General features: G+C 60.5%; 22 protein-coding genes and 1 pseudogene. 14 read left to right on the top strand and 9 right to left on the bottom strand.

The genetic code is table 11. The annotated features are described in order from the left end of the window. Nucleotides 1-6: 6 nt before the first annotated feature. The 5 genes and pseudogenes from rsxG to L1P05_RS08250 all read left to right on the top strand — a co-directional run bounded on the left by rsxG (nt 7) and on the right by L1P05_RS08250 (nt 4,499). A complete protein-coding gene (rsxG, locus tag L1P05_RS08270) occupies nt 7-636 on the top strand; it encodes an electron transport complex subunit RsxG (RefSeq protein ID WP_012848538.1) in 630 nt (209 codons plus the stop codon). Further along, nucleotides 633-1,343 carry an electron transport complex subunit E gene (locus tag L1P05_RS08265; RefSeq protein ID WP_012848537.1) on the top strand — a complete coding sequence of 237 codons (711 nt, stop codon included), beginning with the start codon at nt 633-635 and terminating at the stop codon, nt 1,341-1,343. The genes rsxG and L1P05_RS08265 overlap by 4 nt, the downstream gene beginning before the upstream one ends. After that, complete coding sequence (gene nth / locus L1P05_RS08260; protein WP_012848536.1) at nt 1,343-1,984, top strand: endonuclease III; 642 nt, start codon at nt 1,343-1,345, stop codon at nt 1,982-1,984. The genes L1P05_RS08265 and nth overlap by 1 nt, the downstream gene beginning before the upstream one ends. A 573-nt stretch (nt 1,985-2,557) precedes the next feature. After that, complete coding sequence (gene dtpA / locus L1P05_RS08255) at nt 2,558-4,030, top strand: dipeptide/tripeptide permease DtpA (protein WP_012848534.1); 1,473 nt, start codon at nt 2,558-2,560, stop codon at nt 4,028-4,030. A 150-nt stretch (nt 4,031-4,180) separates the two neighbouring features. Beyond that, a pseudogene (locus tag L1P05_RS08250) lies at nt 4,181-4,499 on the top strand (glutathione binding-like protein). Nucleotides 4,500-4,577: 78 nt separating this feature from the next. Here L1P05_RS08250 and pdxY read toward each other — a convergent pair. The 5 genes from pdxY to anmK all read right to left on the bottom strand — a co-directional run bounded on the left by pdxY (nt 4,578) and on the right by anmK (nt 9,351). Next, the gene (pdxY, locus tag L1P05_RS08245; protein ID WP_012848533.1) at nt 4,578-5,444 is read right to left on the bottom strand and encodes a pyridoxal kinase PdxY; all 867 of its coding nucleotides are present in this window, start codon (nt 5,442-5,444) and stop codon (nt 4,578-4,580) included. A 73-nt stretch (nt 5,445-5,517) separates the two neighbouring features. Next, entirely contained in the window at nt 5,518-6,792 is a 1,275-nt protein-coding gene (gene tyrS, locus L1P05_RS08240) for a tyrosine--tRNA ligase (protein WP_012848532.1), read from the bottom strand. 201 nt (nt 6,793-6,993) lie between these two features. Beyond that, complete coding sequence (gene pdxH / locus L1P05_RS08235) at nt 6,994-7,647, bottom strand: pyridoxamine 5'-phosphate oxidase (protein WP_015461462.1); 654 nt, start codon at nt 7,645-7,647, stop codon at nt 6,994-6,996. Nucleotides 7,648-7,899: 252 nt separating this feature from the next. Further along, entirely contained in the window at nt 7,900-8,208 is a 309-nt protein-coding gene (locus L1P05_RS08230) for an MliC family protein (protein ID WP_012848529.1), read from the bottom strand. Between the two features lie 12 nt (nt 8,209-8,220). Then, nucleotides 8,221-9,351: an anhydro-N-acetylmuramic acid kinase gene (gene anmK / locus L1P05_RS08225; protein ID WP_041692516.1), complete on the bottom strand. Its 1,131-nt coding sequence runs from the start codon at nt 9,349-9,351 to the stop codon at nt 8,221-8,223. Between the two features lie 381 nt (nt 9,352-9,732). Here anmK and L1P05_RS08220 point away from each other — a divergent pair, with 381 nt between their 5' ends. After that, nucleotides 9,733-10,200: an outer membrane lipoprotein gene (locus tag L1P05_RS08220; RefSeq protein ID WP_012848527.1), complete on the top strand. Its 468-nt coding sequence runs from the start codon at nt 9,733-9,735 to the stop codon at nt 10,198-10,200. Between the two features lie 74 nt (nt 10,201-10,274). Here L1P05_RS08220 and slyA read toward each other — a convergent pair whose 3' ends face one another. Beyond that, entirely contained in the window at nt 10,275-10,706 is a 432-nt protein-coding gene (gene slyA, locus L1P05_RS08215; RefSeq protein WP_015461460.1) for a transcriptional regulator SlyA, read from the bottom strand. Nucleotides 10,707-11,547: 841 nt separating this feature from the next. Here slyA and gloA point away from each other — a divergent pair. The 3 genes from gloA (at nt 11,548) to L1P05_RS08200 (ending at nt 14,237) form a co-directional block, all read left to right on the top strand. Further along, nucleotides 11,548-11,955, top strand: a complete 408-nt coding sequence (gene gloA, locus L1P05_RS08210; RefSeq protein WP_012848524.1) for a lactoylglutathione lyase — start codon at nt 11,548-11,550, stop codon at nt 11,953-11,955. 134 nt (nt 11,956-12,089) lie between these two features. Further along, the gene (rnt, locus tag L1P05_RS08205) at nt 12,090-12,755 is read left to right on the top strand and encodes a ribonuclease T (protein ID WP_015461459.1); all 666 of its coding nucleotides are present in this window, start codon (nt 12,090-12,092) and stop codon (nt 12,753-12,755) included. Between the two features lie 159 nt (nt 12,756-12,914). Continuing rightward, entirely contained in the window at nt 12,915-14,237 is a 1,323-nt protein-coding gene (locus L1P05_RS08200) for a Na+/H+ antiporter family protein (RefSeq protein ID WP_012848522.1), read from the top strand. 68 nt (nt 14,238-14,305) lie between these two features. Here L1P05_RS08200 and L1P05_RS08195 read toward each other — a convergent pair whose 3' ends face one another. Continuing rightward, nucleotides 14,306-14,653, bottom strand: coding sequence for a Grx4 family monothiol glutaredoxin (locus L1P05_RS08195; RefSeq protein ID WP_034168104.1), 348 nt, complete (start codon nt 14,651-14,653; stop codon nt 14,306-14,308). Between the two features lie 448 nt (nt 14,654-15,101). Here L1P05_RS08195 and L1P05_RS08190 point away from each other — a divergent pair, with 448 nt between their 5' ends. After that, on the top strand, nt 15,102-15,956 hold the full coding sequence (locus L1P05_RS08190; RefSeq protein ID WP_034168103.1) for a C40 family peptidase: 855 nt from the start codon (nt 15,102-15,104) through the stop codon (nt 15,954-15,956). A 266-nt stretch (nt 15,957-16,222) separates the two neighbouring features. Then, nucleotides 16,223-16,801, top strand: coding sequence for a superoxide dismutase [Fe] (gene sodB / locus L1P05_RS08185; RefSeq protein WP_012848518.1), 579 nt, complete (start codon nt 16,223-16,225; stop codon nt 16,799-16,801). A gap of 61 nt (nt 16,802-16,862) precedes the next feature. On the opposite strand, the gene cydH is transcribed toward sodB, so the two are convergent. Further along, on the bottom strand, nt 16,863-16,952 hold the full coding sequence (gene cydH / locus L1P05_RS08180) for a cytochrome bd-I oxidase subunit CydH (RefSeq protein ID WP_095666566.1): 90 nt from the start codon (nt 16,950-16,952) through the stop codon (nt 16,863-16,865). A gap of 354 nt (nt 16,953-17,306) precedes the next feature. Here cydH and purR point away from each other — a divergent pair, with 354 nt between their 5' ends. The 3 genes from purR to L1P05_RS08165 are packed head-to-tail and all read left to right on the top strand — an operon-like array spanning nt 17,307 to nt 20,569. Beyond that, nucleotides 17,307-18,332 carry an HTH-type transcriptional repressor PurR gene (purR, locus tag L1P05_RS08175; RefSeq protein ID WP_012848516.1) on the top strand — a complete coding sequence of 342 codons (1,026 nt, stop codon included), beginning with the start codon at nt 17,307-17,309 and terminating at the stop codon, nt 18,330-18,332. A 4-nt stretch (nt 18,333-18,336) separates the two neighbouring features. Beyond that, nucleotides 18,337-19,959 carry an ABC transporter permease family protein gene (locus L1P05_RS08170; RefSeq protein ID WP_012848515.1) on the top strand — a complete coding sequence of 541 codons (1,623 nt, stop codon included), beginning with the start codon at nt 18,337-18,339 and terminating at the stop codon, nt 19,957-19,959. After that, nucleotides 19,946-20,569, top strand: coding sequence for an ATP-binding cassette domain-containing protein (locus tag L1P05_RS08165; protein WP_012848514.1), 624 nt, complete (start codon nt 19,946-19,948; stop codon nt 20,567-20,569). The genes L1P05_RS08170 and L1P05_RS08165 overlap by 14 nt, the downstream gene beginning before the upstream one ends. Here L1P05_RS08165 and punR read toward each other — a convergent pair. Beyond that, nucleotides 20,550-21,464: a DNA-binding transcriptional activator PunR gene (punR, locus tag L1P05_RS08160; protein WP_012848513.1), complete on the bottom strand. Its 915-nt coding sequence runs from the start codon at nt 21,462-21,464 to the stop codon at nt 20,550-20,552. The genes L1P05_RS08165 and punR overlap by 20 nt on opposite strands. Between the last annotated feature and the right edge of the window lie 11 nt (nt 21,465-21,475).

Genomic DNA, 21,475 nt, shown 5'->3' with positions numbered 1-21,475 from the left:
GTCCCCATGCTAACCACTATGCGCCGCCACGGTATCCGCCTGGCCCTGTTTGCTATTCTCGCCACCGCGCTGACCGCGATCGTGCATCAGTTGACCACCCGCACCATCGCCCGTCAGGCGGCGCTGCAGCAGCAGCGGCTGTTTGATCAGGTGATCGCGCCGGGTGACTACGACAACGACCTGCAGCGCAGCTGCCTGCTGCTGCGCGATCCCCGCCTGGGCGACGGCGCACCGCACCGGCTGTATCTGGCCCAGCGTCAGGGCCAGCCGATCGCGGCGCTGGTCGAAGCCACCGCGCCCGATGGCTATGCCGGCGCCATTCGTCTGCTGGTCGGCGCCGACTTCAGCGGTAAAGTCCTGGGGGTGCGGGTGCAAGAGCAGCACGAAACCCCGGGGCTGGGCGATAAAATCGAAATCCGTATCTCCGACTGGATCGACAGCTTTCGCAATAAGGTGGTGCACGGCGCACAGGACCCGGCGTTTCGGGTAAAGAAAGACGGCGGTGAGTTCGACCAGTTTACCGGCGCCACCATTACCCCGCGGGCGGTGGTTAACGCCGTTCGCCGCACCACGCTGGCGATCCACGATATCCGACCGCATCTGGCCAGTCTGCCGCGCTGTGGAGAAAGTGAATGAGTGAAGCCAAAAATCTATTCCTCAACGGGCTATGGAAGAACAACTCGGCCCTGGTGCAGCTGCTCGGCCTCTGCCCGCTGCTGGCGGTCTCCTCTACCGCCACCAACGCCCTGGGGCTGGGGCTGGCCACCACGCTGGTGCTGGTCTTGACCAACAGCGCCGTCTCGGCGCTGCGCCGCTGGGTGCCCGGCGAGATCCGCATTCCTATCTATGTGATGATCATCGCCTCCGTCGTCAGCGCGGTGCAGATGCTGATCAACGCCTACGCGTTCGGCTTGTATCAATCGCTGGGGATCTTTATTCCGCTGATCGTCACCAACTGCATTGTCATCGGACGCGCCGAGGCCTATGCCGCCCACCATCCCGTCGGGATGGCGGCGCTGGACGGCCTGGCGACCGGGCTGGGCGCGACCGCGGCGCTGTTCGTTTTAGGCGCCCTGCGTGAAATCCTGGGCAACGGCACCCTGTTCGACGGCGCCGACCTGCTGCTCGGCCACTGGGCCCGCGCGCTGCGCATTGAGCTGTTTCATACCGATACGCCGTTCCTGCTGGCCATTTTGCCGCCGGGCGCATTTCTTGGCCTTGGGTTTATGCTGGCGTTCAAATATGTTATCGATCAAAAGCTACGCCGGCGTCAGGCGCAGCGTAGCGCCGTTGGCCCAGCGCCGCGCGACGCGGCGCCCACGGAAAACCATGAGCAGGCATGATGAATCAGGCAAAACGCATTGAGATACTTCGGCGCCTACGCGACGCCAACCCGCAGCCGACCACCGAGCTGATCTACGGCAGCCCATTCGAGCTGCTGATCGCCGTGCTGCTGTCGGCCCAGGCGACCGACGTCAGCGTCAATAAGGCAACCGCGACGCTGTTTCCGGCGGCCAACACCCCCGCGGCGCTGCTGGCGCTCGGCGTGGACGGCGTCAAGCGGCACATCAAGACCATCGGCCTGTATAACGGCAAGGCGGAAAACATTATCAAGACCTGTCGCATCCTGCTGGAGCAGCACGGCGGCGAGGTGCCGGAAGATCGCCAGGCGCTGGAGGCGCTGCCCGGCGTCGGACGCAAGACCGCCAACGTCGTGCTCAATACGGCCTTCGGCTGGCCGACCATCGCCGTCGATACCCATATTTTTCGCGTCTGTAACCGCACCCGCTTTGCGCTGGGAAAGACGGTCAACGAAGTTGAGGAGAAGCTGCTTAAGGTCGTACCGGCGGAGTTCGCCCTCAACTGCCATCACTGGCTGATCCTGCACGGGCGCTATACCTGCATCGCCCGGCGCCCGCGCTGCGGCTCCTGCCTCATCGAAGATCTGTGCGAATTCCGCGATAAAGTCTACCCCGAGCAGTAAGCCCTTTCCCGGCGCCGCGCGCACCTGTCCGACGGTGCGCGGCGCCGTCTGCTGTGATCTCTCCCTCGTTTTTACCTCTGCTAGCGCAGTTTCACTTTATTTTCCACAGTGCAAGCACTTTCGTTGTCATAATTTTGAGGTTGATCACATTTAAATCGTTAATATTATTTTTCGATTGATGCCGATATGTTGCTTGATTTGATGATTTTGGAAAAAGACGATAATTTAGTACAATCAAATACAATTATTGCGAACAGCCAGACAATAACCCTGCTTTTTATAAAAATAGCGAAACATACAACGAAATTGCTTTTGTACGGCAATTCGGCAAAATTTTACATCGGAAAATGCATTTTAGGCGTTAGTTCCCTCTGAGTAACATTTGTAACATTATCGGATTATTCCAGAGAATGTTTGTGTAACAGGATATTACAAACCTATTGTCAGCCTGCAAAATATCGTTAAGAGTACCCCTCTTCCTGCCGCGTATAACAATGTAAACAGTATGTTTTTTAAACATGCGCCGCGGCCGTTACCCGTCGTCAGACGGGCGTGAAAAACCAGAGGTAACTTGTGTCAAACGCAAACAACAACCAACCGGAAAACGTGAGTCTCAACGCGTTTAAACAGCCCCGTGCTTTCTATCTGATCTTCTCTATCGAACTGTGGGAGCGTTTTGGCTATTACGGCCTGCAGGGCATCATGGCCGTTTACCTGGTTAAGATGCTGGGCATGACCGAGGCCGACTCCATTACCCTGTTCTCATCCTTCAGCGCCCTGGTATACGGCTTCGTCGCTATCGGCGGCTGGCTGGGTGACAAGGTGCTGGGTGCCAAGCGTGTCATCATGCTCGGCGCGCTGGTTCTGGCCATTGGCTATGCCTTTGTCGCCTACTCCGGCCATGATCTGTCGCTGGTCTACGTGGGGATGGCGACCATCGCGGTCGGTAACGGCCTGTTTAAGGCTAACCCCTCCTCGCTGCTCTCTACCTGCTATGAGAAAAACGATCCGCGCCTGGATGGCGCCTTCACCATGTACTACATGTCGGTGAACATCGGTTCCTTCTTCTCTATGCTGGCAACTCCGTGGCTGGCGGCCCGCTTTGGCTGGAGCGTCGCGTTCTCCCTGAGCGTCGTGGGCATGCTGATCACCCTGGTCAACTTTATGATGTGCCGTCGCTGGGTGAAGGATCAGGGCTCCAAGCCGGACTTCGCACCGCTGCAGGTCGGCAAGCTGATGATGACCCTGGTCGGCGTGGTGATCCTGGTTGCTATTTCAACCTGGCTGCTGCATAACCAGACCATCGCGCGCTGGGCGCTGGCCATCATCTCCGCCGGCATCATCCTGATCTTCGCGAAAGAGACCTTTGCACTGCAGGGCGGCGCACGCCGTAAGATGATCGTCGCCTTCCTACTGATGCTGGAAGCTGTGGTCTTCTTCGTGCTGTATAGCCAAATGCCGACCTCGCTGAACTTCTTCGCCATCCATAACGTTGAACACAGCATCTTCGGCATCGCGTTCGAGCCGGAGCAGTATCAGGCGCTGAACCCGTTCTGGATCATGGTCGCTAGCCCGATCCTGGCCGCAATCTACAACAAGATGGGCGACCGCCTGCCGATGCCGCACAAGTTTGCTATCGGTATGGTGCTGTGCTCCGGCGCGTTCCTGGTGCTGCCATGGGGCGCATCCTTCGCCAATGAAGCGGGGATTGTGTCGGTTAACTGGCTGATCCTGAGCTATGCGCTGCAGAGTATCGGCGAGCTGATGATCTCCGGTCTGGGTCTGGCCATGGTGGCACAGCTGGTGCCGCAGCGACTGATGGGCTTTATCATGGGCTCGTGGTTCCTGACCACCGCCGCCGCCGCGCTGATCGCCGGTAAAGTGGCTGCGCTGACCGCCGTACCGGGCGGTGAGGTTGCCGATCCGCACGCCTCACTGGCTATCTATAGCCACGTATTTATGCAGATCGGCCTCGCTACCGCCGTCATCGCGGTGCTGATGCTGTTGACCGCACCGAAGCTGAACCGTATGACCCTGGGCGATTAATTTCTCTCCCTCGCAAAAAAGGCGCCCCTGCGGCGCCTTTTTTTTACCGCTGGCGCCCACGTATAAATTCTATCTGCCACACAGACAGGCCGCCGCTGACGGACTACGCTAACAGTCATCTACCTGTCAGAAACGTCCAAGGAGCGAGTGATGAAATTGTTCTATACGTCCGGGGCCTGCTCTCTTTCACCGCATATCGTACTGCGTGAGGCCGGGCTGGACTTCACCATTGAAAGCGTGGATCTGGCCAGCAAACGTACCGAGCACGGCAGCGACTATCTGAGCATTAATCCCAAGGGACAGGTGCCCGCGCTTCAGCGTCGCCGACGCCTATCTGTTCACCCTGCTGTGCTGGGCCAAGGCAATGCACTTCGATCTGGCCACATGGCCCGCGCTGGCCGACTATATGGCGCGTATCGCCGCGCGGCCAGCGGTCGATGCCACGCTCAGCGCCGAGGGGTTGAAATAACGCGCTCGACGCGGCGCGCAGAAGACAAAAGAAAAAGGCCTCCCAAGGGAGGCCTAGCCTGTGGCGGACAGTCGGGCATCAGCCGTGCAGCGCCCGCGCCGTATAGCGGTGCTGCGGACAGGCGATGCGATCCTGCGCGGCGACCAGCTGCAGCTCGTACTCTCCCATCGCCTGGGTCGTCAGCATTACCTCATAGACCGCCGCCGTCACGTGCTCCAGCGCGCGCTGCAGCGGCTCGCCCTTCAGCAGGTTCACCAGCAGCAGACCGCTGGTCAAATCGCCAACGCCCACCGGCTGGCGAGCGCCGAAGTCCACCAGCGGACGGGCGATGTGCCAGGCCTCGTCGGCGGTGATCAGCAGCATTTCAAAGCTGTTGCTATCGTAGCCGGCGTTGTGCAGGTGTTTGACCAAGACAATGCGCGGGCCGCGGGCGATCAGCGCGCGCGAAGCCGCCAGGGCCTCCTCGACGCAGGTTATCTTACGATCGGTCAGCGTCTCCAGCTCCAGCAGATTCGGTGCCATGATATCGCTGCAGGCCACCGCCTGCTGGCAGAAGAACTCCGCCACGCCCGGCGCGACGATGCACCCTTTTTCCGGGTGTCCCATCACCGGGTCACAAAAATACCATGCCTCGGGGTTGCTCTGCTTCACCTGTCGAACGATCTGCAAAATATGCTCGCCCTGCTGCGGCGAACCAATGTAGCCGCTCAGCACCGCGTTGCAGCGCGCCAGCTCCCCAATATCGGCAATCCCTTGCACAATCTCGGTCAGATGATTAGCCGGCATCACGCTGCCGGTCCAGTGACCGTACTGAGTATGGTTAGAAAACTGAACGGTATTCAGCGGCCATACGTTAACGCCCATGCGACGCATCGGGAAAACGGCGGCGCTGTTGCCGGCGTGGCCAAACACCACGTGAGATTGAATGGAAAGGATATTCTTCATCGTATTTTTGCTTATCTGCCCACTGGGCAGTCGTTGGTATTAACGGGGGCCGCAGCCCCCTTGATTGCTGTGATTACTTCCAGCAGATCAGGCAATAGTTCTTCTTGCCGCGACGCAGCAGCGTATAGCGGCCAAACAGACGATCGCCGTCGCTGAAAGTGTATTCGGGGTCGGACTGTTTCTCACCGTTGACGGTGACCGCGTTAGAGGCGATGGTTTTACGCGCCTGGCCACGCGACGGCTGCAGTTCGGCGTCAACCAACGCCTGCTGCAGATCGGCGCCCTTATCCATTTCGACCATCGGCATACCATCCTGCGCCAGCTGGGCAAAGTCGGCCTCGGTCATTTCGCTCAGGCTGCCGGAGAACAGGCTGTGGGTGATGCGTTTCGCCGCCTCCAGCCCCGCCTCGCCGTGCACCAGGCGCGTCACCGCCTCGGCCAGCACATACTGCGCGCGCGGCGCCTTACCGCTGTTCTTATCTTCATCTTCCAGCGCATTGATCTCCTCAATGCTCATAAAGGTGAAGAACTTCAGGAAACGGTATACGTCAGCATCGGCGGTATTGATCCAGAACTGGTAGAACTTGTACGGACTGGTCTTTTTCGGATCCAGCCATACCGCGCCGCCTTCGGTCTTACCAAACTTGGTTCCGTCGGCCTTGGTGATCAGCGGAACGGTCAGTCCCCACACCTGCTGCTGGTTCATACGGCGGGTCAGATCGATGCCGGAGGTGATATTCCCCCACTGATCGGAGCCGCCGATCTGCAGCTCGACGCCGTGCATCCGGTTCAGGCTGGCAAAGTCATAGCCCTGCAGCAGGTTGTAGGAGAACTCGGTGAAGGAGATCCCCACATCGTCACGGTTCAGACGCTGCTTAACCGCCTCTTTGTTAATCATCTGGTTAACAGAGAAGTGCTTGCCGATATCGCGCAGGAAGGTCAGCACGTTCATGCCGCCAAACCAATCGTAGTTGTTGGCGGCAATCGCGCTGTTGCTCCCGCAGTCGAAGTCCAGGAACGGCGCAACCTGGCGGCGGATTTTGTCCACCCAGCTCTGCACCGTCTCTTCGGTGTTCAGCTTACGCTCGGTCGCCTTAAAGCTCGGATCGCCGATCAGACCGGTCGCCCCGCCCACCAGCGCCACCGGCTTATGCCCGGCCTGCTGGAAGCGCTTAAGGCACAGCAGGGGAACCAGATGGCCCAAATGCAAGCTGTCAGCGGTCGGATCGAATCCGCAATACAGTGCGATGGGCCCCTGCGCCAGTCGCTCTGCCAACGCTTCTTCATCCGTAACCTGGGCAACGAGGCCCCGCTCTTGCAGTTGTTTAATCAGGTTGCTGCTTGCCATTAATAACTCCATTAGTGTTAACACACACCGTCACCCTTACAGGGCGGTGTCAAGGCGGATAATAAACGCTATAGGATAAAGCGCCGCGCTCCGTCACGCCAGCCTTTACAGGGGAAATAACGCCGTTAGGCAGCACCGGTAACCGTTTGAGGGTTAAGGCGTAGCCAAATGGTCGACGTCGCCGCCGTCCCTGTCTCCAACCTAGGGCGCCAGGCGGTCAATTTGCCAGCTATCCCCGTCGCGCTGATACAGAAAACGATCGTGCAGGCGGCTTTCGCGCCCCTGCCAAAACTCCATGGTCTGCACCGATACCCGGTAGCCGCCCCAAAAGCTGGGCAGCGGGATCTCGCCCTGCAAAAACTTCTGCTTCAGCTCCAAAAACTTGCTCTCCAGGATCCCGCGGGTGGAGATGCGCGCCGACTGGTGTGACACCCAGGCGGCAATCTGGCTGTCCTTCGGTCTGCTGTGAAAATACTTCATCACCTCCAGGGCCGAGAGACGGTGAGCCGTGCCGGTGATACTGACCTGTCGATCCAGCATATGCCAAGGGAAGTGCAGGCTAATACGCGGATTCTCCTCCAGCTGCTGGGCCTTATTGCTGCCCAGATTGGTATAAAACACCATGCCCTGCGCATCGTAGTGCTTCAGCAGCACGATGCGCTGGTGGGGCTGGCCGGATTTATCCACCGTCGCCACGCACATGGCGGTCGGATCGGCTAAGCGCGCATCGCACGCCTGGCGCAGCCAGCGTTCGAACAGATCCAGCGGATCGGCGGTTAAATCACGGCGGCGCAGGCCGCCGCGCACATAGTCGCGGCGCAGATCGGCAATATCAAACTCGTTGTTTTCGCTCATATTCAACGTCCTGACAGCGGAGATGAATTCATTCTGCACGCTGGCCGCCACAATCTCAATCACCCGCGTTCCCCCGACCTCGCGTCAGGCGGAAGGAACGGGGATTTTGCCATACAAATTCACCCCGCGCCGCGGTGAGCGATGGCCGGAGATAGGATGTAATTAATTGATAATAATAAGAATAAATCCACCATCCGCCGCAGGGTGGGCCGGACGGTGACAGCAGAGGGGAAACTATAGGGACAGTCAGGCTCAGCGCTGCAGGCGGCAATCATTCAGGATCAGATTTCCGTCGCGCTCGACAAAGGCGCCCTCGCCCTTAGACCAGAAGGTATAGCGGCCATCGCTGTAGCGCACGCCCGATGCCGAGAGCGTCTGTGATAGCGTCAGGGCGTTGCCGTCCAGCACCAGGCGCACCTGACGCCGGGCGTTGTCCTGCTGGACGGTCAGCGGCAGCGTGCCGCAGCGATAGTGCAGCGTCTGTAGCGGAGTCACGCCGGGCCACCACTGACACCCGCTTAGCGTCAGCATGGCGATAATCACCTGGGAAAAACGCATCATCGTGCCCTCCGTTTAGAAAACGACATCGGTATCGTAGGGATTGACCGGGTAGATGGCACCCAGCAGCGTCGGACGATCGGCGCCGGTCACCGACGGCAGGTTGCCGGGCAGCCCGGAGAGCGTCCGGTAGGCCAGCCAGGCAAAGGCCAGGGCCTCCATATCATCCGCGCTGACGCCGTACTTATCGGTCGGTGCGACCTCGGTCCCCGGAAGCAGCGCCGCCAGCCGGCCCATCACCAGCGGATTGTGGACGCCGCCGCCGCAGACCAGCAGGCGCTCGCAGCCGCCGGCCAGCTGGACCTGATCGGCGATGCTGCGCGCCGTCAGCTCCGCCAGCGTCGCCTGAACATCCCGGGCGTCCACGCCGGGCCAGCGCTGCAGGTGCCGCTCCAGCCAGCCGAGGTTAAACAGCTCCCGCCCGGTGCTTTTCGGCGCCGGACGCGCAAAATAGGGATCCGCCAGCATCTGCGCCAGCAGCGCGCTAAGAACGCGGCCGCCGCGTCCCCAGGCGGCGTCGGCGTCGTACGGACGTCCGCACCGACGCCAGATCCAGGCATCCATCAGCATATTGCCCGGCCCGGTGTCAAAACCGCGCACCGCCGCGCCAGGCAGCAGCAGCGATAAATTGGCGATCCCCCCGATATTCAGCACCATGCGGCGCTCGCCGGGATGGGCCAGCAGCGCATGATGAAATGCCGGGACCAGCGGGGCACCCTGCCCGCCGTAGGCCATATCGCGCCGCCGAAAATCGCCCACCGTGGCGATCCCGGTCAACGCTGCTACGCGGTTATTATCCCCCAGCTGCAGCGTAAAGGGCGCGCTCCCCTCGGGCTGATGCCAGACGGTCTGTCCATGGCAGCCGATGGCCACAATATCATGGGGCGTCAGCCGCTGGCGCTGCAGCAGCTGATTGACCGCCTCGGCATACAGCGTGCCCAGGGCGCGGTCCAGCTCGCCCACCGCCGCCAGCGTCGTCTCCTGCCCCTGGCTCATGGCCAGGATCGCCGTCTTGATCTCATGGGGGATGGGGTGAACGTAGTGCCCCTGGCGTGCCACCAGCGTTTCATCGATCGCGGCCAGAACCACATCAATACCGTCCAGGCTGGTGCCGGACATAATGCCGATATAGCGTCCCGTTTTCATATTCTCTTCGACTCCGGTGTTGCGACGCGCCGCGCAGGCCGCCGCCGGTATTTCGTCCAGCCTATCACCCAACTCACGGATCGACTTAACGTTTATCAATATCAGCGCCAATTGCGGATAAATCCGACGGCAGCAAAAAGCTGCAACATAATTTACGGATTCCGACTTCTTAAGCTACCGTTTTATCATTAGAATAACATGATACATACCATACTGATGGGCCGCGCGCCGCCGCCGGCGACGGTTTATCCACGGTTAAGCCATTTTGACATACACTGAAGCTACGCTCATCCCGCGTCCGCGTCCGGTCATGATGCCCCGCCATCTCGCCGCCGCACCTCGGGAAAGAACACGGGTAATGGTAATAAAAGGAACCTAATCATGATGAAGCGTCTTATTATTGTCGCTATTGCCACGGCAACCCTGGCGGGCTGTGCCAATACCAGCACCCTGTCCGGCGACGTGTACAGCGCCAATCAGGCCAAGCAGGTACAGCAGGTGACATATGGCACCATCGTCTCCATGGAGCCGGTACAGATTCAAGCCGGTAGCGAGGCGAACATGATCGGCACCATCGGCGGCGCCGTCATCGGGGGGCTGCTGGGTAACACCATCGGCGGCGGCACCGGACGCAGCCTGGCGACCGCCGCAGGCGCCGTCGCGGGCGGCGTGGCCGGCAACAGCATTGAGGGCGCGGTCAACCGTACCAACGGCGTCCAGCTGGTGATCCGTCTCGACAGCGGTAAGACCATCGCCGTGGTACAGAAAAACGACAAGCAGGCTTTCCGGGTTAATCAGCGCGTAATGCTGCTGAGCAACGGCAGCACCGTTAACGTCTCGCCGATGTGATCCCACGGCAATAAATAAAAAAAACCGGAGGCATGCCTTCCGGTTTTTTTTTGACTGCTCGAACGCGATGCGGTTTATTTATTCTGTAAATGAATAATGTTCTGCTCCAGACGTTCGACCAGACTGGTCAACAGCGAGACCTCATCCGCTGAGATACCGTCCAGGATTTCACTGCGCGTCAGCGAAATCACGTCGGTCACTTCCCTAATCACGGGTTCGGCACCGTCCGTCAGCTTAATGCGTTTGGCACGGCGATCGTTAGCACAGATATGTCGAGTAATCAGACCCTTATCTTCCAGCTGATCCAGCGTACGCACCAGCGACGGCTGCTCAATGCCAATCGCCTTGGCCAGCTGAATCTGTGACTGCTCCGGCGGCAGGCGGTGAATGTTATACAGCGTCACCCAATGCGTCTGCGTCAGCTCCAGCGGCTTCAGTCGCTGATCGATCAAGGCACGCCATACACGCACCAACCGTGATAAATCCGACCCCAATGTTGATTCCAATTTAATCTCCTTATAATGAGCGTGCTAATCCATAAACCCGATACACCGTCATCACCGACCTCTGTCCGGAGGACACGACTCAGCGTGCAGCTCCCCTTTGGACAGGATCCGGCGGCGCGATGCCCGTTGGTTTCCCCTTTCCGGTGAAACGCAGCGGTCAGGCCTCAGGCGGCGAGCTCCTTTCGGCTATGGCACCGAACGGTAACGCATCATCATCCCGATGCCCGTGCCGGGTACATATCGGCCAATTCCTTTGTGGTTCACTCCCGCGCGTCTATCGAGCCAAAAACGGCGATAGTCGAGCGATTGCGTGCCAATAATATTAACCAGTTAGCTAAACAATATAAAGCGAAATAATGAAAAAAAGCTTATTCATGCTTATTGTTTGCGCATTAATAAACATACATATTGCAAATATATCCAAATTAATCGTCGTCTATCACATAATACACCGCAAGAATGCGCTAGCGCCGCCGCACTCAGGCAGCGCGGGCGATTGCGCCGTCCTCTCCCCGCCCAGCGACGCCCCATTTATTGATTTAACCTGCGCTATAAAAATGCAACATAAATATCTATCACACAAATTCCATACGACGCCGAAAAGAAACATCAAATAATTATTTGAGCTAATATGATAACAATTAATCAATTAAATGCGTTAAAGATCCTCCGCGCCCCGGCGCCGCCCTACGCCACCCGGCGATCGCCGCGCCGAGTCATCGGAATCAGCGCGTCGTCAACGCGCCCGGCCCAACCGCTCACCGGGTTTGACGTTGCCAAGTCGGCGGCCGCTGTGACACTATTGAAACGTCTTTTTACTTTGCCAGCGTTGAGGATAACTATGCGTGTACTTCATACCATGCTGCGGGTCACTGACCTGAAGCGCTCCGTCGACTTCTATACCCAGGTGCTGGGCATGCGCCTGTTGCGCACCAGTGAAAACGAAGCCTATAAATACTCTCTGGCCTTCGTCGGCTATGGCGATGAGAGCCAAGGCGCCGTGATCGAACTGACCTATAACTGGGGCGTCGATAGCTATGAGATGGGCAGCGCCTTCGGCCATATCGCCCTCGGCGTCGATGACGTCGCCGCCACCGTCGAGCAGATCCGCCGCGCCGGCGGCAACGTTACCCGTGAGGCGGGCCCGGTCAAAGGCGGTCATACGATCATCGCCTTTGTCGACGATCCCGACGGCTATAAAATCGAGCTGATCGAAAACCGCTCGGCTAGCGAAGGGCTGGGCCGCTAACCTCCCCGCCCCGTTCACCCGGGCGGACGCAATATGTGCCGCCCGCGCCCCTGCTCATTTGCCATCCCCGTGTAAAACACGGCAAAATTTGCCATAATGCGCGCTGCATTCAAAATAAAGACACCAACGAACTCATGGCTGACACCTCTAATCTCAATGCGCTGAGCGCGCGCTTTCGCGGCTTTTACCCGGTCGTCATCGACGTCGAAACCGCAGGCTTTGACGCCAATCGCAACGCCCTGCTGGAAATTGCCGCCGTCACTCTACGAATGAACGACGACGGCTGGCTGGAAACCGATCAGTGCCTGCATTTCCATATCACCCCCTTTGAAGGCGCCGTGCTCTCGCCAGAGGCGCTGGCCTTTAACGGAATCGATCCGCACAACCCGCTACGCGGCGCCGTCAGCGAATATACCGCGCTGCACGCCATCTTTAAGATGGTGCGCAAGGGAATTAAAGATCAGGCGTGCAATCGCGCGGTGGTCGTGGCCCACAACGCCCACTTTGACCACTCGTTTCTGATGGCGGCCGCAGAGCGCGCCGGGCTGAAGCGCAACCCGTTCCATCCGTTCGCCACCTTCGATACCGCCGCCCTCAGCGGGCTGGTTCTCGGTCAAACGGTGCTGGCCAAAGCCTGCCTCAGCGCGGAGATCCCCTTCGACAGCGCCCAGGCCCATTCGGCCCTGTATGATACCCAGCAGACCGCCACGCTGTTCTGTGAGCTGGTGAACCGCTGGAAACGCCTGGGCGGCTGGCCCCCGGCCTACCTGAACGATACCGCCCCCTCCGCAGAGGCATAATCGCCCCCCTGCAAGCACGCCCGCTCCGCGGGCGTTTTTTATTCCGCCCCGCGACGACGGGAAAAAGGTCACGGCAGGGTATTTTTTTGTCGTGCCGCGCACGGAAACATGCTAATAATCCTGCTATTGCCTTGAACGACTTTTAGGACATTGACGTCTATGAATGCTGTTGTAATTGCCGTGGTCGTAATGCTGCTGCTCAGCCTGCTGCGGGTTAACGTGGTGATCGCCCTGATCGTCGCCTCTCTGGTTGCCGGCCTGAGCGGCGGTCTCACCCTGGACACCACGATCACGACCTTCAGCGGTGGGCTGGGCGGCGGCGCGGAGATCGCCCTCAGCTACGCCATGCTGGGTACCTTTGCCGTCGCGATTTCACGCTCTGGGATCACCGACGTGCTGGCCCACGGCGTGATCCGCCGCATGGGGCTGACGCCGAGCGCCCACCGCCTGTTCTGGTTTAAATACGGTCTGCTGCTGATCCTGACCCTGATCGCCATCTCGTCGCAGAACCTGATCCCCATCCACATTGCCTTTATTCCCATTCTGATCCCGCCGCTGCTGCACGTATTTTCGCGGATGAACCTCGATCGGCGCGCGGTAGCCTGCGTGCTGACCTTCGGCCTGATCACCCCTTATATGGTGCTGCCGATCGGCTTTGGCGGCATCTTCCTGAACAATATTCTGCTGAAGAACCTCAATGAGAACGGGCTACAGGTCACCGCCGCCCAGGTGCCCAGCGCCATGCTGCTGCCGGGGCTGGGGATGCTGTTCGGCCTGCTGTTGGCCATCTTCTTCAGCTACCGCAGGCCGCGCCGCTACAACGAGGGGCGCATTCTGTCCGCCGAGCCGGAGCATAAGCGTATTCATTTACGGGCCGTGTGGGTCGCCGTTATCGCCATCATCGCCGCCCTCGGGGTGCAGCTGGCGACCAACTCTATCGTGCTCGGCGCGCTGATGGGCTTTGTGGTGTTTATTCTCGGCGGCGTGATCCACTGGCGGGATACTCAGGATGTCTTTACCCGCGGGGTGCATATGATGGCGATGATCGGCTTTATCATGATCACCGCCTCCGGGTTTGCCGCCGTGATCAAAGCCACCGGCAGCGTAGATACGCTGGTGACCTCTATCGAGGGGGCGATCGGCGGCAACCGGGGACTGGCTGCGTTTCTGATGCTGGTGGTCGGGCTGGTCATCACCATGGGCATCGGCTCCTCCTTCTCCACGGTGCCGATCATCGCGGCAATCTATGTGCCCCTGTGCATTGCCTTTGGCTTCTCCCCCATGGCGACCATCGCCATTATCGGCGTCTCCGGGGCGCTGGGGGATGCCGGGTCGCCGGCCTCTGACTCTACCCTGGGGCCAACCTCTGGGCTGAATATGGACGGCCAGCACGACCATATCTGGGATTCGGTGGTGCCGACCTTCCTGCACTACAACCTGCCGCTGCTCGGCTTCGGCTGGGCGGCAGCGATGATCCTCTAGCACACGGTCCCGACCGATACACAAAAGGCGCCCTGCGGCGCCTTTTTACATGGCCTAACGCCGCGCGATCAGGCGTTGTCCTGCGCCGCTGAGCCGTGGCGCGCCGCGGCCTCTTTGATCAGCGTCTGCAGCTCGCCGCGCTGATACATTTCCAGCACGATGTCACACCCGCCGATCAGCTCACCCTCAATCCACAGCTGCGGAAAGGTCGGCCAGTTAGCAAACTTTGGCAGCTCGGCGCGAATGTCCGGGTTCTGCAGGATATCCACGTAGGCAAAGCGCTCGCCGCAGGCGGACAGCGCCTGCACCGCCTGCGCAGAAAAGCCGCAGCTCGGCAGCTTCGGTGAGCCTTTCATATACAGCAGAATCGGGTTCTCGGCGATCTGGCGCTGAATCTTTTCGATAGTGGTCATGATCTTTACTTCCTTAAATATCCAGTGTTATAGCGGTAACGCAGTATATTGTCATTATCGCCCGCGCCGACCACAGCAGACAAGGGATGGGGCACGAAAGGCGCCTCCCCCGCCCGCCGCGGGGCACGCGGCGTCGGATCGCGCTATTGTAGCGGCGGGCACGGCAGGAAAAAAACACCATCTTTTACAGGGTCTATTGCACAGCGCGCTGCCGCGGCAGCACATCGTCGCTCTGCCAGCCGCTCATTATTCGCCCATTATCCTGCTCAACCGTTTTTTAATAGGCAATATCACTGTAAAAAAGCCCTCTCTGTCGCTAAATCAGACAATTGAAATATTTACTCACAATTAGACGCGAATACGTAAACATCAGTACTGTTATGTTCAGCATATTTTAATTAATACTGTTTCTGCGTTTTTATTTTAGTTTTTGGCTTGGAAGCGACTGATCATGCGTCTACTCGTTGCGCTCTTTGTATTGCTGTTTACCCAATGGTTTACCACCTCAGCGGCCGCCTCACCGGCACACAAAGTCATCGCCGATCAGCGAAAAGCCACGGCGGGCCACAGCCAGAGCGGCGAGCGTAAAAAACGCAGGGCAGACGCCGGGGCACACAAGCATCACAGCGCGGCGTCTCATCCCCCCGCCCGGGAAAAGCGCGCGGCGCACAGTAGCCACCGCACGGTCGCCGCACCGCACCGCGCCGCCGTCGAGCACAAGGCGCAAGCGCACCACCGCGGCGAAAAGCCCCTTGCGCGTCGCGCGAGCGCACATGGGGCGTCGCACCCGGGTAAAAAAGCCTACGGTCGCCCCTCGCCTCTTAAGACGGCCCACCGCGCGGCCGGCCGCCATGAAGATAGCCAGCCGATCCACATGAGTCCGCTGCACAAGAAACGCTACCAGCACGCCAAACAGACGGCGATGAATAAGCTGATGCGCCAGATAGGCAAACCCTACCGCTGGGGCGGTACCTCTCCCCATACCGGCTTTGACTGCAGCGGCCTGATCTATTACGCCTATCAGGATCTGCTGAACATTAAAATGCCGCGCACCGCTAACGAAATGTACCACCTGCGCGACGCCGCGCCGGTCAAGCGCGCCGAGCTGCAGCGCGGCGATCTGGTGTTCTTTCAGATCCACGGACGCGGCGCCGCCGATCACGTCGGCGTCTATCTGGGCAACGGCAAATTTATCCAGTCTCCGCGCACCGGCGAGGAGATCCGCGTCAGCTATCTGGGCGATGACTACTGGCAGGATCACTACCTGGGCGCCCGCCGCGTCATGACCCCGAAAACCATCCGCTAACGCCCCGTACGCCCCCGTTCCGGCGGCGGTTCCCCCATGACCGCCCCCTGCCGCACGCCGCTTTCACTGCTTGTCTGCTGCACATTTCGCCACTCAGTCAGCTAAAATACACCTGCCCCCTGTCTTTCACGGCAAAACTTGCTAGAATCACAAACCATAACAAGCGGACAACAAGATTTTTTCATTTTTGTCTAACCGCCGGCGACGTCTCATCTGCGTTGCTTACGGGTTAACCGTCTTGCCACAGAAGCATTAAGGAGAGAGCTATGTCATTTGAATTACCTGCATTACCGTACGCCATGAATGCGCTGGAACCGCATATCTCCGCCGAAACGCTGGAATACCACTACGGTAAGCACCACAACGCCTATGTAGTCAACCTGAACAACCTGATCAAAGGCACTGAGTTCGAAGGAAAATCGCTGGAAGAGATCGTGAAGAGCGCCTCCGGCGGTATCTTTAACAACGCCGCTCAGGTGTGGAACCACACCTTCTACTGGCACTGCCTCTCCCCGAACGGCGGCGGTGAACCGCGCGGCGCCCTGGCGGACGCCATCAACGCCGCCTTCGGCTCATTTGCCGCGTTCAAAGACGCGCTGACCAAGTCTGCCGTAGGCAACTTCGGCTCCGGCTGGACCTGGCTGGTGAAAAAGGCGGACGGCACCCTGGCCATCGTCAACACCTCTAACGCCGCGACCCCGCTGACCGGCGACGACAAGCCGCTGCTGACCGTGGACGTATGGGAACACGCCTACTACATCGACTACCGTAACGCTCGCCCGGTGTACCTGGAAAACTTCTGGGCGCTGGTGAACTGGGAGTTCGTCGCCCAGAATCTGGCGTAACCGACCAGAGAGACAAAAAAGGCGCTCACCGAGCGCCTTTTTTATTACGCCGCCCGCTAACTTAGTGCAGTGCGGCGATCAGGCTGGCCACGACGATCAGCGCCAGCGCCACCACCGTTGTTACCAGAGAATACTTCAGATCGTTTTCCATCCTGACACCTCATGTTTTACGTTCTGTATCAATTTTTACTGACTTAAGAATTCGCACAAAACCCGTGTTAAATCATTTTTACATAAATCACATCTTAAAACACGCAGAAAATCTTATGATTACATCCTGCGCAAATCGCCAATTAGTGCTTCCCCTTTTGCCTGAGATCAGACAGAATTTGCGGTTTACTGCCGCGTGCCGACGCTATAATTCTAAACAAGAAATGGCAAACGTCACCCTATTGCGCAAACGCGCCGGCGCCGAGCCGCGCTGTCAGGCGTATTTTCCGATGCACGCAGGCAAACGATTAACAAAACGGCGACGCAGCGCGTACGCCTAGGAGTCATTTGTTTCATGGCAACGATTAAAGATGTGGCAAAGCGCGCAGGCGTATCGACCACCACGGTGTCTCACGTCATCAATAAAACCCGCTTTGTCGCCGACGAGACCAAAGCCGCCGTCTGGGAGGCCATTAAAGAACTACACTACTCCCCCAGCGCCGTTGCCCGCAGCCTGAAGGTCAACCACACCAAATCCATCGGCCTGCTGGCGACCTCTAGCGAGGCGCCGTACTTTGCCGAGGTCATCGAGTCGGTAGAGAATAGCTGCTACAGCCAAGGCTATACCCTGATCCTGTGTAACTCCCACAATAATCTGGAGAAGCAGAAAGCCTACCTGGCTATGCTGGCGCAAAAGCGCGTCGACGGCCTGCTGGTGATGTGCTCCGAATATCCGGAGAACCTGCTGGAGATCCTTGAGGACTACCGTCATATCCCGATGGTGGTCATGGACTGGGGCACCCGCCGCAGCGACTTTACCGATGCTATCCAGGACAACGCCTTCGAGGGCGGCTATCTGGCCGGCCGCTACCTGATCGAGCGCGGCCACCGCGACATTGGCGCCATCACCGGCCCGGTATCGCGCAACACCGGCGGCGGTCGCCTGCGCGGTTTCCTCAAGGCGCTGCAGGAGGCCAACATCACGCCGCAGGAGAGCTGGCTGGTCGAAGGCGACTTCGAGCCGGAGTCTGGCTATGCGGCGATGCAAAACATTCTGTCGCAGAAGCAGCGCCCGACGGCGGTGTTTGTCGGCGGCGATATCATGGCGATGGGCGCCATTTGCGCCGCGGACGAGATGGGGCTGCGCGTACCGCAGGATATTTCCGTCATCGGCTACGACAACGTGCGCAACGCCCGCTACTTTACCCCGGCGCTGACCACCATTCATCAGCCCAAGGAGCGCCTTGGCGCCATGGCATTCGACATGCTGCTCGATCGCATCACCAGCAAGCGCGAAGACGCCCAAACCATCGAAGTGCATCCTAAGCTGGTTGAGCGTCGCTCCGTGGCCGACGGGCCGTTCATCGACTACCGCCGCTAAGCGCGTGTCCCGGCTGGTCCTGTTTCCCGCGCTGGTGCTGCTGTCCGGCGCACTACCGCTGGCGGCGATGGTTCCGGCGACCCTACTGCCGCTGACCGAGCAAAATGCGGGACAGGCGCTGCTGCAGCTGCTGCAGTGGCCCGCGCTGGGCCGCAGCCTGGCTCTGTCGCTGTGGATAGCGCTAGGCTCCTCCGGCGGCGCCCTGCTGCTGGCGCTGGCGCTGGCCGGGCTCACCCTACGGCGTCAGCGTCAGCACACGCTGGCGCCGGCGCTGCTGCTGGCAGCCCCCCACATCGCCCTGGCCACCGGCCTGCTGATGCTGCTGGCGCCAACCGGCCTGCTGTGGCGCCTGATGGCGCCGCTGTTTGACTGGCAGCAGCCGCCCGATCTGCCGCTTCCCAACGATCCCTACGGCCTGAGCCTCTCGCTGCTCCTGCTGTTAAAAGAGACCCCCTTTTTCTATCTGCTTACCCTGAATCTGGCCGCCCGCTGCGCCGCGCAGCGGCAGCTGCGCATCAGCGCCGCGCTGGGCTATCCCCCGGCGCAGGGCTGGTGGCGCATCGTGGTGCCGCAGCTGCTGCCGGGGCTACGCCTGCCCATGTTCTGCGTCCTGGCCTTTGCCCTGTCGGCGCTGGATCTGGCGCAGCTGCTCGGTCCGCAGCGGCCGCTGCTGTTTGCGCAGCTGCTGTGGCAGTGGATTGCCGACGGTGGACAGACGGCGCTGGCGGCCCTCGGGGCGCTGCTGCTGATGCTCTTAAACGCGCTGGCGCTGCTGCTCTGGTATGGCATTGAACACCTGTGGGTCGCCGTGGGTCGCCGTCCCCCGCGACGGCGCGTCGCCCGCGGTGGGCCTGCGCCCTACGCCGCCTTTTGGCCTTTGGCGCTGGCGCTGGCCGCCGCGGCCTACCTGATGCTGGTGCTGATTTCCCTGGCTCAGCGCTGGCCCTTTGCGCAACGCTGGCCGCGGCAGTGGCGCTATGACAGTTGGCTGTACAGCGTCAGTGACTGGAGCGCCCCGCTGTGGCATACCCTGTGCATCGCGCTGGCGGTCAACCTGCTGGCGCTGATCCTGGCGCTCGGCACGCTGGAGTGGTATACCCTGAGGCGACGGGCCCCCGGCGCCCGGCTGCTGCTGCCGCTGCTGCTGCCGCAGATGGGGCTGATCTTCGGTCTACAGTATTTCGCCGCCCGCAGCCAACTGCTGGGCAGCTACCCGCTGGTTATCTATGGCCAGCTGCTGTTCGTCACCCCCTACTACCTGCTGACGCTGTCCGGTGCCTGGCTGCGTTTCGATACGCGTCAGACCCAGGTGGCGCTGGCGTTGGGTAAGACGCCCTGGCAGGCCTTTTACCGGATTAAGCTGCCGCAGATGCTGCCGGCGCTGCTGCTGGCGATGGCCTTTGGCCTCGCGGTCAGCGTCGGCATGTATCTGCCGACGCTGGGGCTGGGCGCCGGGCGGCTGCCGACGCTGGCCACGGAAACCGTCGCCTATGCCAGCGGCATCGATCGGCGCCTGGCCGCCATCGGCGCCCTATGGCAAACCCTGCTACCGCTGCCGGCATTTTTGCTGGCGCTATGGCTACCGCTGCGCGGTATACGAGGAGCAACGTCGCATGGCCACCCTTAATCTCAACCAGCTGCGCGTCGAACTGGCGGGGCGCCCCCTACTGGCGCCGCTGACCTTGACGGTGTCGCCGGGGGAGATCGTCACGCTGATGGGCCCCAGCGGCTGCGGCAAATCCACCCTGCTGGCCGGGATCGGCGGCCATCTACAGCCGCCGCTGCTCGTCCGCGGCGAGGTCTGGCTGGATCGGCGCAGCCTGAGTCGCCTGCCGCCCTGGCAGCGCGGGATCGGGCTGCTGTTTCAGGATGATGTTCTGTTCCCCCACCTGACGGTGGCGCAAAATCTGCATTTTGCCCTACCGCCGGGGGCGTCGAAGGCGGCGGTGACGCAAGCGCTGCAGCAGGCGGAGCTGACCGAGCGGGGCGACTGCTATCCCGCCGCCCTCTCCGGGGGACAGCGGGCGCGCATCAGCGTGCTGCGTACCCTGTTGGCCGCGCCCTCGGTCCTGCTGCTCGATGAGCCCTTCTCCCGTCTGGACGCCCCGCTGCGCCGCCGCTTTCGCCGCTGGGTCTATCAGCAGATCGCCGAACGCGCCGTTCCCGCGATCCTGGTCACCCACGATCGCGCCGACGTTCCGCCCGGCGGACGGATCGTCACGCTGGCTGCGGCATAAGCCACTCCTGGTTCATGGTGCGGGTATCGCCCAGGTAAGCCAGCAGCCACTCTAGGGCCGGTGAGCGGCTGTGATCTTGCCAGGTCACGCAGCAGGCGCTGTCGGGAAACGACTGGCACAGCCGCAGCGCGTGCAGACGCCCCGCGGCAATCAGCGGCTCGGCGGCGTGGGCCGGCATCAGGCCGACGCAAAGCCCGGCCTCCAGACAGTCGATGGCGCACGGCCAGTCCGGCGCCACCAGACGCCGCTGATTATCGAGCAGCCAGGTATCCCGCTTGGGTAACGTCCGCGAGGTATCCTCGATGCTCAGCGCCGGAAAGGGGCGCAGGCGGTCGTCGTCCACCTCGCCGTCAAACGCGGCCAGCGGGTGGTCGGGGCTGACCACGCAGCGCCAGCGCAGAAAGCCCATATCGCGGAAAGCATAGCGCCCGCCGGCGGGCACCGCCCGCGTCGCCCCGATCGCCACCTCGACCCGCCCGTTGATCAGGGCATCCCACACACCGTTAAACACCTCGCTGTGGATCATCAGCTCCATATCGGGAAAGTGACGATAAAAGTCCACTACCAGCTGCTGGCAGCGCTGCGGACGCACGATGCGATCCACTGCGACGTGGAACTGACCGCGCCAACCGTTGGCGACCTGCTGACACTGACGTCGGGTGGCATGCATTTTTTTGATAATACTGCGGGCTTCATCGACAAAAAACGCCCCGGCCTCGGTCAACTCAACGTCACGGTGACGTCGTTCAAACAGCGGTACCGCCAGCCAGTTCTCCAGCTGACGTACGGTATAGCTGACGGCAGAGGGCACCCTATGCAGCTCCTGCGCCGCCGCGCTAAAGCTCCCGGTGCGGGCGACCGCATCCACGACCTCCAGCGAATATTCTGACCACATGCTCAGCCCCT

Origin of the sequence: Edwardsiella piscicida (assembly GCF_021733145.1) — a bacterium.
GTDB classification, from domain to species: domain Bacteria; phylum Pseudomonadota; class Gammaproteobacteria; order Enterobacterales; family Enterobacteriaceae; genus Edwardsiella; species Edwardsiella piscicida.
The sequence above is the reverse complement of the archived record's forward strand: the minus strand, read 5'-3'. Positions and strand labels throughout refer to the sequence as shown.

Coding starts and splice junctions, on each gene's coding strand:
- rsxG (WP_012848538.1), top strand. CDS start 7: ATGCTAACCACTATGCGCCGCCACGGTATCCGCCTGGCCCTGTTTGCT.
- L1P05_RS08265 (WP_012848537.1), top strand. CDS start 633: ATGAGTGAAGCCAAAAATCTATTCCTCAACGGGCTATGGAAGAACAAC.
- nth (WP_012848536.1), top strand. CDS start 1,343: ATGAATCAGGCAAAACGCATTGAGATACTTCGGCGCCTACGCGACGCC.
- pdxY (WP_012848533.1), bottom strand. CDS start 5,444: ATGAAGAATATCCTTTCCATTCAATCTCACGTGGTGTTTGGCCACGCC.
- tyrS (WP_012848532.1), bottom strand. CDS start 6,792: ATGGCAAGCAGCAACCTGATTAAACAACTGCAAGAGCGGGGCCTCGTT.
- pdxH (WP_015461462.1), bottom strand. CDS start 7,647: ATGAGCGAAAACAACGAGTTTGATATTGCCGATCTGCGCCGCGACTAT.
- L1P05_RS08230 (WP_012848529.1), bottom strand. CDS start 8,208: ATGATGCGTTTTTCCCAGGTGATTATCGCCATGCTGACGCTAAGCGGG.
- anmK (WP_041692516.1), bottom strand. CDS start 9,351: ATGAAAACGGGACGCTATATCGGCATTATGTCCGGCACCAGCCTGGAC.
- L1P05_RS08220 (WP_012848527.1), top strand. CDS start 9,733: ATGATGAAGCGTCTTATTATTGTCGCTATTGCCACGGCAACCCTGGCG.
- gloA (WP_012848524.1), top strand. CDS start 11,548: ATGCGTGTACTTCATACCATGCTGCGGGTCACTGACCTGAAGCGCTCC.
- rnt (WP_015461459.1), top strand. CDS start 12,090: ATGGCTGACACCTCTAATCTCAATGCGCTGAGCGCGCGCTTTCGCGGC.
- L1P05_RS08200 (WP_012848522.1), top strand. CDS start 12,915: ATGAATGCTGTTGTAATTGCCGTGGTCGTAATGCTGCTGCTCAGCCTG.
- L1P05_RS08190 (WP_034168103.1), top strand. CDS start 15,102: ATGCGTCTACTCGTTGCGCTCTTTGTATTGCTGTTTACCCAATGGTTT.
- sodB (WP_012848518.1), top strand. CDS start 16,223: ATGTCATTTGAATTACCTGCATTACCGTACGCCATGAATGCGCTGGAA.
- cydH (WP_095666566.1), bottom strand. CDS start 16,952: ATGGAAAACGATCTGAAGTATTCTCTGGTAACAACGGTGGTGGCGCTG.
- purR (WP_012848516.1), top strand. CDS start 17,307: ATGGCAACGATTAAAGATGTGGCAAAGCGCGCAGGCGTATCGACCACC.
- L1P05_RS08165 (WP_012848514.1), top strand. CDS start 19,946: ATGGCCACCCTTAATCTCAACCAGCTGCGCGTCGAACTGGCGGGGCGC.
- punR (WP_012848513.1), bottom strand. CDS start 21,464: ATGTGGTCAGAATATTCGCTGGAGGTCGTGGATGCGGTCGCCCGCACC.